This is a genomic window from Luteolibacter yonseiensis (genome assembly GCF_016595465.1).
In the GTDB taxonomy this organism is placed as follows: domain Bacteria; phylum Verrucomicrobiota; class Verrucomicrobiia; order Verrucomicrobiales; family Akkermansiaceae; genus Luteolibacter; species Luteolibacter yonseiensis.
In genome coordinates, this window is the sequence record NZ_JAENIK010000002.1 from 1 (window position 1) to 11,333 (window position 11,333).

Annotated in this window: 9 protein-coding genes, 2 tRNA genes, 1 pseudogene and 1 riboswitch; of the genes and pseudogenes, 2 read left to right on the forward strand and 10 right to left on the reverse strand. The window is 56.1% G+C overall.

Features of this window, described 5'->3' with window-relative positions; all coding sequences use genetic code 11:
• Nucleotides 1-193: 193 nt before the first annotated feature.
• Nucleotides 194-895 carry a DUF72 domain-containing protein gene (locus tag JIN84_RS01055; RefSeq protein WP_200349163.1) on the reverse strand — a complete coding sequence of 234 codons (702 nt, stop codon included), beginning with the start codon at nt 893-895 and terminating at the stop codon, nt 194-196.
• Between the two features lie 404 nt (nt 896-1,299).
• On the opposite strand from JIN84_RS01055, the gene JIN84_RS01060 reads away from it, so the two are divergent.
• Nucleotides 1,300-2,544: a hypothetical protein gene (locus JIN84_RS01060; RefSeq protein ID WP_200349164.1), complete on the forward strand. Its 1,245-nt coding sequence runs from the start codon at nt 1,300-1,302 to the stop codon at nt 2,542-2,544.
• Nucleotides 2,545-2,759: 215 nt separating this feature from the next.
• Here the strand turns inward: JIN84_RS01060 and JIN84_RS01065 are convergent.
• From JIN84_RS01065 to JIN84_RS01105, 9 genes and pseudogenes are all read right to left on the reverse strand, one after another.
• A tRNA-Cys gene (locus JIN84_RS01065) sits at nt 2,760-2,863 on the reverse strand.
• Nucleotides 2,854-3,600, reverse strand: coding sequence for a hypothetical protein (locus JIN84_RS01070; RefSeq protein WP_200349165.1), 747 nt, complete (start codon nt 3,598-3,600; stop codon nt 2,854-2,856). Before JIN84_RS01070 ends, JIN84_RS01065 begins: the two co-directional genes overlap by 10 nt.
• 38 nt (nt 3,601-3,638) lie before the next feature.
• Complete coding sequence (locus tag JIN84_RS01075; protein ID WP_200349166.1) at nt 3,639-4,577, reverse strand: hypothetical protein; 939 nt, start codon at nt 4,575-4,577, stop codon at nt 3,639-3,641.
• A 9-nt stretch (nt 4,578-4,586) separates the two neighbouring features.
• Nucleotides 4,587-4,913 (reverse strand): annotated as a pseudogene (locus tag JIN84_RS01080) (phosphomethylpyrimidine synthase ThiC); the annotation flags it as partial.
• Nucleotides 4,914-5,079: 166 nt separating this feature from the next.
• Nucleotides 5,080-5,649 (reverse strand): four helix bundle suffix domain-containing protein, encoded by a 570-nt coding sequence (locus JIN84_RS01085; RefSeq protein WP_200349168.1) that lies wholly within the window; start codon nt 5,647-5,649, stop codon nt 5,080-5,082.
• Nucleotides 5,650-5,728: 79 nt separating this feature from the next.
• On the reverse strand, nt 5,729-7,717 hold the full coding sequence (thiC, locus tag JIN84_RS01090) for a phosphomethylpyrimidine synthase ThiC (RefSeq protein WP_200349169.1): 1,989 nt from the start codon (nt 7,715-7,717) through the stop codon (nt 5,729-5,731).
• A gap of 132 nt (nt 7,718-7,849) precedes the next feature.
• Nucleotides 7,850-7,963: riboswitch (TPP riboswitch) on the reverse strand.
• Nucleotides 7,964-8,092: 129 nt separating this feature from the next.
• Complete coding sequence (locus JIN84_RS01095; protein WP_200349170.1) at nt 8,093-9,031, reverse strand: ferritin-like domain-containing protein; 939 nt, start codon at nt 9,029-9,031, stop codon at nt 8,093-8,095.
• Nucleotides 9,032-9,152: 121 nt separating this feature from the next.
• Complete coding sequence (locus JIN84_RS01100; protein WP_200349171.1) at nt 9,153-10,082, reverse strand: LysR family transcriptional regulator; 930 nt, start codon at nt 10,080-10,082, stop codon at nt 9,153-9,155.
• An 8-nt stretch (nt 10,083-10,090) separates the two neighbouring features.
• Entirely contained in the window at nt 10,091-10,963 is an 873-nt protein-coding gene (locus JIN84_RS01105) for a LysR family transcriptional regulator (protein ID WP_200349172.1), read from the reverse strand.
• A 131-nt stretch (nt 10,964-11,094) separates the two neighbouring features.
• Between JIN84_RS01105 and JIN84_RS01110 the strand changes: the two genes are divergently transcribed.
• Nucleotides 11,095-11,171, forward strand: a tRNA-Pro gene (locus tag JIN84_RS01110).
• The last annotated feature ends 162 nt before the right edge of the window (nt 11,172-11,333 follow it).

Genomic DNA, 11,333 nt, shown 5'->3' on the forward strand with positions numbered 1-11,333 from the left:
CCGCGTCCTCCGCAACTCCGCGTTTCGATTGATTCAAAACAAAAACCACCCCTGATAGGTGATGGTGGAAATCGAAACCAAGGAGATCAAAAGGCTGTGAACAGGCCTGCGGAGAATAATACAAACCCGATATTCCTCCGCGTCTTTCTCCGCGACCTCCGCATCTCTGCGTTTCGATTGATCCAAACCCCATTCACTCCAGCGACTGCTTCAGCGCCTTCGCAAACCCGGGACCGGCGGCGGTTTCCTCGTGCTTGTAATAAACGAAGGCATCCGACCATTTCCCATCCTGCTCCCGGATGAACCGCGCCTGATCGCGGATGTCGCCCTCCCGGTAGTCGAGGCGGCGCGGCCGGAGGTAGCCGAAATCCGCCGTGGCGATCCGCGGGGTGGCGAGGTCTTCCGATTCCGCGATGCAAAGCGCGGCATTGGCCTCCGCCAGCGTGTCGAACACCCCGTCGGTGAACCACGATTCATGCCGGAATTCGAACGCCGCCCGCAGGCCCTTCGGCAGCGCCCGCACGAACTCCCCCAGTAAAACCGCATCCGCCTTGAACGTCTCCGGAAGCTGGAACAACACCGGCCCGAGCTTCCCGCCCAATCCCTTCACCGCGTCGTGGAATTCGTTCACCGTGTCGCCACAGCCACGCAGCTTGGCGAAATGGGTGACCCGCTGCGGAGCCTTGAGGCTGAACCGGAAATCCTCCGGCGTCTCGTCCCGCCAACGGCCAATGGTCTTCGCGCTCGGCATGCTGCGGAACGTGTAGTTCACCTCCGTGCTGCGGAACTCCGCCGCGTAGAAAGCCAGCATCTTCGCCGGAGCCATCTTCTCCGGATAGAATTTGCCCTTCCATTCCGGATACTGAAATCCCGAGGTGGCGATGTATGGTTTCATCTGGGAAAGTAGGGGGGGCCTCAGTGGCTGCAACTTCTTTCGTCCTGCGGTGGTCAGCCGCGACCATTCTTAACGAAAATGTTACCATGCGAGGACTGCCCCCGCCGACTGACCCCTCGTCAGACGAATTCCGTTCGGCAAAGGCCAACGGGTAAGAGAGTTCGCCCACCTCCTGTCATCTGCCGCTGTGGACAGCCCTCTGTCACCGCTGTCCGGCACGCGACCTCTGAAAACTCTGCGGAGAACGATTGGCGTGTCGCCATCAAGGCTCGGCTAACAACCCTCCAGTCCGAGATGGTCGAACTCAAAACCAGTCGGAAGCCATGATTCGGCGATATGAATTCTTGACCACTGACATCGTTTAAGATCAAATTTAGCAGGTCGTTTTTTAAAAATAATTACCAATGAATCGAGGAAACGATATTGAAAGTATTGTTCAGGATATCTGCAATCTACGGTTTTTTGCTGACTTCACGTATCGCAGTCCAAAATATAAAAAAGCTGATGGTCAAGAGAAAGAAGCGGCTGATATTCTCGTAATACTTGATAGTAAGATTCTTGTGATTCAGATCAAGACCAAAAAGGTAAAAATGGAAGGTGGGGTATTAGGTGAAATAGAAATGCGAAGAATCACCTCAACAATGGAAAAAGGCATTCGTCAGTTCAGAGCACTCGCCGAGGCGCTGCAAAGGCCGGATTTTAATATATTGGTTAATTCCAGAGGTGTTAAAATTGAATTTAAAAGAGAATCGATCAAAGATATAATATTGTTGCTAATCATGGATCCATTTTGTGAAGATGGGGACTTGGGGCAATTGTTTCGACCCTCGCGTACTTGTATGGTGGAGGAGGGTGCAGAAATTCCACTTCATATTTTTTCATTACATCAGTTTCACGTTCTTGCGTCGCTTGCGGATACTCTGCCCGACTTCCTGCAATTTCTTGAGGTATCATGGGCGCTTCATTCGCTCAAGTTGCTGAAACCATCGATTGATCCTGTGGACGAATGGAAAATGCAGACATTCGAAAAACAAATAATTTCCTCGGCGGTTAAATCTATGGAGCCACTCGGTATATTGGGCAGAGAAGAGGAGCATTCGAACTTGTTGATGTTGCTAGAAGAAAAAGAAAAAAATAGTTATCTAATAGATATTTTAATTGAAAATTTGAGTAATGGTGTGGGGAAAAACTGGAAAATTGATTCACGGCTGGATAAAATTGCTAATTTAGTTGAGCCTCCTAATTCTCAAGCTGCTAACAATGCGCTAATTCCGCTGCTGGCTCGCTTAAAGCGAAGCTACCGAGTAGAGGTGATTAAGTGCTACCTTGAAAAGGTAGCGCGATGCAGGACGATGCCGAAGGAAAGTTCATTTGGCGGAGTAATATTTGAAGGATTTGAAGAAGGTTATCTTTTGTTCGCGAGCAGACGGGATTTCGAAGTAGTTCATATGGATATAATGGCAATAGGTTGGGAGTTTTGTCGGAAGAATAAATTGAAAAAGTCTATCTGTATCTTTGGTTGCAAAGTTGATGAGTGCGATCAGCCCTTAGGCGTGCTGATGATCGAGTTTGAAAATGATTTAAACCTGCTGAATTTTGGTGATTTCGATCCTCAGTTATTTGATGCGCAAGAGTATCGCACTATTTGAGAAAAATTCTGCTGTGGACAATTGATTTGGGTTGAGGACGCTGCGGACTTCGCCGCTCCTTGTTTCACCGAACAGATACCATGTGCGAAGTACTCCCTCCCGCCTGCCCCTCAGCAAGGCAGGGCTCAAAAGGCTTCACTGCCGCACGGAGGAGTCGAGAGCGACGATCAGGGCGCGCCTGATATCGTGGTTTAGTTGATATTCGATGCAAACGAACGAACGTTAGGGAGTCGAACCCTACTCTGCGGCAATAATCAAGGAAGCAGCAGAAGCCTCTTCCCTGATTGTCGCCGCCGCTCTACCGATAAGCTAACGCCCGCTTACAACTGACTCGACGATACTCGCGGACTCACTTTCGTCGAGTCCAAACTCCATTAGTAGTTTCTGTCGCAGCGCGTTTCTGTATCTGGTTGGGTTCTTCTGATATCTCTTCAGTTCTCGGAATGGGCCACTCTTAGCGATTTCAACGAGAGTTGCATCTGGGGGGCGCGATTCGGAGCAAATTCTAGCTGCAATAGATTTTACTGCTCGAGTGAAGAGATCAAAGTCTCCGTAGTCAAGCTGATCGTATTCTTTTGGAGGCAGGTGCTCACTGTCGATATTCATCAGTGCTCGGAGCTTGCTCCTCTGATTCTTGAGCCGCTGGTCGTTCTCCTCGATATGTGAGAAACGATTTCGTATCAAACGATAGTATTCACATGTCTCGCGATCTTTTTCGCAATCTTTTCGAAAAATCAATTGAAGATTTGAAAGAACACGGTGAAAGAGTGATTCACCGTCCTTTTTTTTGGGCCATTCAGACGAAGCGCTGTGCTCCGTAAGGTAGGCATTCAAAAAATCTTCGAGTTGTGCATGAACTGTCACGACAAACATTTGTGCAAGGCGATGAGATAACAGAGACTCATCTACATCGTGCAAAATCATGCCGTGGAGCTTGGCCGTACCTGACAGCCATTCACGCGGATCATTATTTTGCTGAAGCTCTTCGGATAAGAGGTCGACAGCGAGGGTAGCATAGCCACAAATCGCATCGATTTTTCCTAGGTTGCTCGTCAAGCGTCTATAGCAGGGGTATCGAAAGGCCATCTGTCGCGTTATTCGATGCTTGGCATGACCATCTTAAATAGGCGGCGGGCGTCAAAATGTTCGATAATTTGGTCGTGGCACGTTGAAAAAATTTCAGCATCGGGTCGGCCTGAGTGCATTGCTTCGCTCAAAGAGCTATAAACTTCACACAGAGTTGGAAATCTGTCTTTGAATGAGGTTGATAGAGTGGCTTTGTAGGCTTCTCCAAGCTCATCGCCTGTTGGCCGCAATGTATTTATCATTGCTTCGGCGACTTCGGGGACGGACTTCCAAAATTGCTCAACGAATACCCGCATTAGGAATATGCCTGCAAGGGTTTGGCCCGCGTGATTTGCGATAATCGCGTTTCTGAAGTTGGAAGAGTGTTGTTTGGGGATGAACGACGGCAATCCGATTGTTTCAAATGGATCGCGTCCGCATAACGTGAATTTATCGTTGTTTCTCCGAATTAGAAATCGCATCGGCTCCTTCTTGCAGTTTTGGCACTGGTAAGACACTGATAGCCACTGATCGGTCATCACAAGTTTTGAATTCTCGACAAAGGCTCCAACTGGATTGAATGGGCCTCTTTCGTCGCAATGATTACAGGTCGTTTTAATGGTTGGTAATAAATACTTTTGCGCGTCTTGATTATTCAGATGGAAAATTTCAGTCGCTACGCCAGCAAGTGCAGCAGCATTTGAAGGAAACCATCCACATTGCGGATATTGGTTTAATTCGGCCTGAAATTTACTTAGGGGCGGGGCTGATCCTCTCGCTCCACCACCGCCCATTAGCGGCCTGCTGGCAATTGCTTGTGCTCTTCTGTGATTTTCCGATGCGATGGAATCGAGGCATGAAAAATCTACCTTTACGGACTGATAAAGATGTTTCTCTGACAGGAGTATCTTCAACGATTCGGAGATAGCTTGCCCGACTCGTTGCATTGTTGACAGTTCTTTTGGCATCGTGCTCCTTTAAGCCGGGACGTAAACCTCCGCACCCACCTCTGCGAATTTCTTGGATTTTTCAGCCATGCCTTTTTGAATGGCTTCTTCCTCGGAAATCGCTTGTTCCGCAGCATATTGGCGGGCGTCTTCGCTGATTTTCATCGAGCAGAAGTGCGGGCCGCACATCCAGCAGAAGTGGGCGGTTTCCGCACCGTCCTGAGGGAGGGGCTCGTCGCGGAAGGAGCGGGCGGTGATGGGGTCAAGTGAAAGATTGAACTGGTCTTCCCAACGAAATTCGAAGCGGGCCTTGCTGAGGGCGTAGTCGAGGTATTGGGCACCGGGGGGGGCTTTGGCGAAGTGGCTGGGAAGTGGGGAGGATGGAATGAGGGAGATCATTGGGTTTTAGGGAGACTTTCAGAAGTCAGTTAGAGAGGCAACAGGGAAGTGGGGATGCGGTCTGGGGCCGCGAGTGATGGGACTATGGAACTTATGCAGTGGGACCTATGGGCGACGGGGGCTACTAATCTTTTCTCCGATACTCCAGCCTGGCCTTGGTCATGTTTTCGCGGAGGCCGCCTTTTTTGAGGAAGTCTTTTTCCAGACGTTTGATCTGCTGGTCGAGGAGGTAGCCGGCTTGGTGGATGAGGCAGATGGCGATGTTTGCCAGAACTTCCGGCGGGCGGGTGTCCATGTAGGTCCTATAGGTCTCATAGGACTCATCTTTGGTTTTGCCCAGCTTGCGGACGTAAAGGGCTTCTCTGGAGTTTTTATCCCAGAGGGGGTGGTCGCGGACACGGAGGTAATCCTGGTAGTCGAGGAGCAGTTCCTCAAGACTCGCCCGAGCAACGTTGGTGAGCTTCAGCTCCATCTCGGTGGAGGTGGTGGAGGCCTTGCTGCCTTCGGCGATGTTCTGTTTGCCGGAGCGGGCGGACTGGACCATCTGGTCGATGGTGCGGTCTCCGCGGTTGAGGAATCTTTCACAGAAGCGGAAGGTGAAGTCGTAGATGACTTCGGATTTCCGGTAGGAGAGGAGCTCCTTGTAGTTGCCGCCAGGGGGGAGGAAGCCGGGGGGATCTTCGGGGGAGGGCATGGTCGTGCGACAGGACTGGTGAAAAATAGGTCCTATGGGACTTATAGGACCTATTTTTTCAGTCAAGCTGGCACTTTGACTAAGCAGGCACGTAGACCTCCGCCCCTGCTTCCGCGAATTCCTTGGATTTTTCCGCCATGCCTTTTTGGATGGCTTCTTCTTCGGAGATCGCCTGTTCCGCGGCGTATTGGCGGACGTCTTCGCTGATTTTCATCGAGCAGAAGTGGGGGCCGCACATGGAGCAGAAGTGGGCGGTTTTCGCGCCGTCCTGCGGGAGGGTCTCGTCGTGGTAGGAGCGGGCGGTGATGGGGTCGAGGGAGAGGTTGAACTGGTCTTCCCAACGGAATTCGAAGCGGGCCTTGCTGAGGGCGTTGTCGCGGTATTGGGCACCGGGGTGGCCTTTGGCGAGGTCGGCGGCGTGGGCGGCGAGCTTGTAGGTGATGACGCCGACTTTCACGTCGTCCTTGTTCGGCAGGCCGAGGTGTTCCTTCGGGGTGACGTAGCAGAGCATGGCGCAGCCGTACCAGCCGATCATGGCGGCGCCGATGCCGCTGGTGATGTGGTCGTAGCCGGGGGCGATGTCCGTGGTCAATGGTCCGAGGGTGTAGAAGGGGGCCTCATGGCACCACTCGAGCTGCTTGGCCATGTTTTCCTCGATCATGTGCATCGGGACGTGGCCGGGGCCTTCGTTCATGACCTGGCAGCCCTTCGCCCAGGCGCGGGTGGTGAGTTCGCCCTGCACCTCGAGTTCGCCGAACTGGGCCTTGTCATTCGCATCCGCGATGGAGCCGGGGCGGAGGCCGTCGCCGATGGAGAAGGAGACGTCGTAGGCGGCGCAGATGTCGCAGATCTCGTCCCAGTGGGTGTAGAGGAAGTTTTCCTTGTGATGGGCGAGGCACCACTTCGCCATGATGGAGCCACCGCGCGAGACGATGCCGGTCATGCGGCTGGCGGTCATTGGCACGAAGCGCAGCAGCACGCCGGCGTGGATGGTGAAGTAGTCGACGCCTTGCTCGGCCTGCTCGATGAGCGTGTCGCGGTAGAGTTCCCAGGTGAGGTCCTCGGCCTTGCCGTTCACTTTTTCAAGCGCCTGGTAGATCGGCACGGTGCCGATGGGGACGGGGGAATTCCGCAGGATCCACTCGCGGGTGGCGTGGATGTTCTTGCCGGTGGAGAGGTCCATCACGGTGTCCGCGCCCCATTTCGTGGACCAGCGCATTTTTTCCACCTCTTCCTCGATGGACGAGGCGACGGCGGAGTTGCCGATGTTCGCATTGATCTTCACGAGGAAATTCCGGCCGATGATCATCGGCTCGCACTCCGGGTGGTTCACATTGAGCGGGATGATGGCGCGGCCCGCGGCGATCTCGCTGCGGACGAACTCGGCGGTGATCTCCTTGGGGATGCGCTGTGGGAAGCGGCCGAAAATGGAAGGGGTGTAGGGGCTGTTCGGGTTCTGCGTGGAGCCCTCGTGCTGCTTGTCCAGGTGGTTGCGGACGATGTCCTCCTTCAGGTCCGCGATCTTCGCCCGGCGCATGTTCTCGCGGATGGCGACGAACTCCATCTCCGGGGTGATGATGCCCTGGTCCGCATAGTATTTCTGAGTGACGGGCTTGCCGGTGGCGCGCAGCGGCTGGCGGCGGTCGGCGGTGAGGCCGGGGAACTCGACAAACTTGTTCGCACGCTCCGACTTGGAGGCGAACTCCACGTGTTTTTCCGTGAGGTAGCCATTGTCCTGCGGCTGCACGGCGCGGCCCTCGTAGGCCTCCACATCGCCACGGGCGATGATCCAGTCGCGGCGCAGCGGTGGCAGACCTTCCTCCGAACTGCCCTTGAACTCCGGATCGCCCCACGGTCCCGAACAATCGTAGACCCGCACGGACTCGTTTTTCTCGATGCGGCCGTTGAACGACTTCGTGTCCGACAGGGAAATCTCGCGCATCGGCACGCGGACCTGCGGGTGGATCTCGCCATTCACGTAAACCCGGGTGGAGGCGGGGAGGGGGGCGAGCGAGGCGTCGTGGGTTTCAGGAGCGGGAGCGCCGGTGGTTTCGTCGGTGGAGATCATGGGAAGAGGAAGAAGTTGAGGGTTGAGAGTTGATGGTTGATAGTAAGAGGTGAAGAGGAAGAAGTTGGACGAAAGAGGAGTTGGAAATGGAAAAGGCCGTGCGGATGAGGCACGGCCGGGGAAGGGGAAACGGGTGGCTGTTTCTCGACTTCCTACGGCGGCATGACCCGCGTCAGGTTCGGAGGGTGTATTCCGCGCATCGGAAAATCTCGGCTCCATGATCGTGAAGCTCCCCTGTCGTGTGGGGTGGAATGTGAACCCGGACGGCGGAAGTGCCAAGCTGGAAATTTCAGCCTCCCGGGAAACGAAAAACCAGCCCGCGTCGTGACGCGGGCTGGCGATTAACCAACTTTTTCCCAAAGGGGGTGGGGGAGCTCAGCGGATGGCGCCGTTGAGTCCTTTTGGGAAAAAGAGTCCTTTTTCGGCGTTCACACCGCCGTAAACAATGTTCAGCACCTGGCGCGTGGTGCGGCTGAAGACGATGGAGTTGCCGTCGGTCGGCACGAGGTTGGCCGCGCCATTGCGAACCAGCCGTTGATCGGAATTCACTCCCGAGGTGTTGTCGAGCGACTGGCGGACATCGGAAATTTTCCCGACCAGACCGCGGACCGCCTTGCCCTGGCCGTAGAGCAGGGTGCGGACCACCCCGGCATGGTAAGCCTCGACGCCGAGAATGCCGGCGGCCGCTTCCAGAATGCCCTTGTCCGTGAGGAGCGGGCTCGCGCCCTTGTAGGCGGTCACGCCGACGTCTTCGAAAATGAAGGCACCGATGAGGAAATTGATCTCGTTTTCAAAGGGATCGAACGACTTGAGGCCGATCAGCTTGCCCAGCGCGTTGAAGCTGGATTTCAGATCGATCTGTGGCCGAGCCACGATTTCCGCGCCATTCGCGGCAAGCGCCTCGCGGATGAAGCTGACATGCTTGCTCTCGTCCACGGCGATCTCGTTCGCATATTCCTCGAACGCGGGGGTGGCGAATTTCACCAGAGGCTTGTCCTTGACGAAAACCTTGCCGCCCGGTTCCCCGCCGCTGCCGTCCACCGAGATGCCGATGGCTTCGAGGCCCTTGCCGGTCGTGCCGCGCAGATAATATTCGGCTTCGAGGTATTCAAGATTGAGGGCGAAATTCAGCACCGCGACATCGAGGTTTTCCGGCAGCGGCTGCGCTTTCGCAGGAGAGGCGAGGGCGGCGAGGCCCGCGCTGCCCGCGGTGGCGAGTCCGATTTTACGGAGGAAATTCCGGCGGCCGCCAAGGCTGGCGCCGTGGCCGGAGGAGTTCTGCGCGAGTTCATCGATGAGGTTGGAAGATTGCATGGTTTTATCGAGGTTGATGTTCGTCTTTAGCGACGGAAACGAGATAACCCCAGATCCGGGCGATGCCCACCAACCGGAGGAACCAATTCGGAATAGGGGTATATCCCTTCCGTATTTTACCTCAAAGCGAGGCCAGCCGCTTCATGCCCAGCCTGCCGATGAGAGCGGCCATCGAGAGGACCTCCTTGGAATGCTCGTCACTCCGGCAATAGACGCCGAAGGTGAAGGCTTGTGGCAGGAGAAACTCGAACGTCCTCACATGGACCAACCCGGCCCCGAGCTCACCAAGGCGGCTCATGGCGTCGCCGGGGCCCAGGAAGACTCCGAGCCCGGCGCCCGCCGCGGTGGCGGCATCCGTTTCCGAGGTGAATGAAATGGCATTGGCAGGCTGCATGCCATAGGCGTGCTCGCACCAGAGCTTGAGATGGGAATCGAAACCCGTGACCACCCCCGCATCCGGCATGAGCACGCTGGTCCGCAGGATTTCCGGGAAACTGAAATTGAGCGGATCGAAGGGATAGAAGTCCGGGTTCCAGGCGATGGTGATGCCGCGTTCATGGCGGATGACGGCTTCCTGGATGCCGCCGGTGAGACCGGCCCGGAGGAATCTTCCGGCGACGACCACGTCATACTGCGTCGCCTCCAGCGCTTCACCCCAGTTTTCCGAAGCATCGCAGAGCAGCGCGGTGATGCCGTCGGGAGGAGGGGATTGGGCGAGCTCCTCGCGCAGGAGGTTTCCGAACCACGAGCGGTCGATGCCGATCAGCACCTCGCGGTCCATCCTCCGGCCGATGTTCCGCATGCCGTCGATGAAGGTGAGATAGGCGTCGCAGACTTCGTTTGACCGTGCGAGGAACTGGACGCCCGCGCTGGTGAGCCGGGTGCCGGCGCTGGACCGTTCCAACAACACCAGACCGACCTCCGACTCCAGCCGGGAAATCATCAGGCTCACCGCGGGCTGGGAGATTTTCCAACGCTTGCCCGTTTCCGTGAAGCTGCCTGTCAGCGCGAGATGACGGAAAACAAGGAGGCTTGAGAGGTCGATGTCCATGCCCTTGATCAGTGGATGGCCGCTCCGCCGAGCCGTGGCATCAGTTCGGAATATGGGTGGTGTTTTCTCAATACCGCGAAAAAATGGAAGCGCGGCCACGCGTCGCCGGCGGGGCTGCCCGCCATGGCGGCGGTGTCGTGGGAGAAGACGATGTCATCCTGCGCCGGAGAAGTCCCGGAGTCTGTGGTGTGGATGCGTCCGCCTTCCGCTCCGGCGGCATGGAACGCCTCGATGAGGGCGGCGGTGGCTTCCGTTTCACCCGCGTCCGCGATCCACCATTTTCCCGCGGGCAGGTCGGCGGGCCGGGCGGGAGGATCGCCCTCGCAACGGATCTTCCACGCGACGGGACCGAGGTTGATCAGATCCAGCCGGTCGGACGGGCTGATGCCGACACCGAAATACACATCGCACTCCGCATTCAGCAGCGCGGTGCGGAAGCGTTTCGTCTCGATGCGCAGGAAACAGGGACGGAAGGCATCGGTGATCCGCACGCGGGCGAGGAAATCGGTGAAAAGTCCGCCTTTGAAAAACTCCCCCGCCGCGGCGAAGCGCAGGATGCGGCCGCCCGCGTGCTGGTTTCTCACGCTTTCCCCCAACCGCCGCAGTCCGCGGGCAAGCGGGCTGACCTGCGTCAACAGATCCTGCGCGAACGCGGTCGGCTGCAGGCGGCGGTCCGCGCATTCTTCAAAGAGGGGACGGCCCACCGCTTTCTGGAAATCCTCACACACCCGCTTGATGTTCGCCCGCGTGCTTCTCAGCTCCAGGGCCGCATTCGCATACGATGCCTCGCGGCAGACGACGCTGAACACCTCAAGCTGGCGGAACGTGATGTTCGGCAATCCTTGGAAATCGGGCAGGTTTTTCCGCGTGGTTTCGTTCATCCGGACAGGATGGCAACTCTCCGTGGTGGACGCTTTCCTTCAAGGGAAATCGCCGGAATCAAAAAAGTGAAACTTTTATGAAGGAATTTCTTGATTCGGTCCGGAGAATCCACAAGGGTCCGCCCGTGCACCGGGGCGTAGCTCAGCCTGGTAGAGCGCCTGCTTTGGGAGCAGGATGTCGTCAGTTCGAATCTGGCCGCCCCGACCACCGGTTTTCAACGGCTTGCAGCAGAAATGCTGCAAGCCGTTTTCCGTTGATGGCACCGGATTTCACGAATTAAGTCGTTCGCAAGCGTGTTGTCGTCAGCGCGCAACGGTATGTCATCCGAAGATGAAATTTCCCGGAAGCGATATCTTGGGAGCTTGGAAT

Excerpts from the sequence above, each read along its gene's own strand:
- JIN84_RS01055 (WP_200349163.1), bottom strand. The coding sequence starts at position 895 with ATGAAACCATACATCGCCACCTCGGGATTTCAGTATCCGGAATGGAAG.
- JIN84_RS01060 (WP_200349164.1), top strand. The coding sequence starts at position 1,300 with ATGAATCGAGGAAACGATATTGAAAGTATTGTTCAGGATATCTGCAAT.
- JIN84_RS01075 (WP_200349166.1), bottom strand. The coding sequence starts at position 4,577 with ATGCCAAAAGAACTGTCAACAATGCAACGAGTCGGGCAAGCTATCTCC.
- JIN84_RS01085 (WP_200349168.1), bottom strand. The coding sequence starts at position 5,649 with ATGCCCTCCCCCGAAGATCCCCCCGGCTTCCTCCCCCCTGGCGGCAAC.
- thiC (WP_200349169.1), bottom strand. The coding sequence starts at position 7,717 with ATGATCTCCACCGACGAAACCACCGGCGCTCCCGCTCCTGAAACCCAC.
- JIN84_RS01095 (WP_200349170.1), bottom strand. The coding sequence starts at position 9,031 with ATGCAATCTTCCAACCTCATCGATGAACTCGCGCAGAACTCCTCCGGC.
- JIN84_RS01100 (WP_200349171.1), bottom strand. The coding sequence starts at position 10,082 with ATGGACATCGACCTCTCAAGCCTCCTTGTTTTCCGTCATCTCGCGCTG.
- JIN84_RS01105 (WP_200349172.1), bottom strand. The coding sequence starts at position 10,963 with ATGAACGAAACCACGCGGAAAAACCTGCCCGATTTCCAAGGATTGCCG.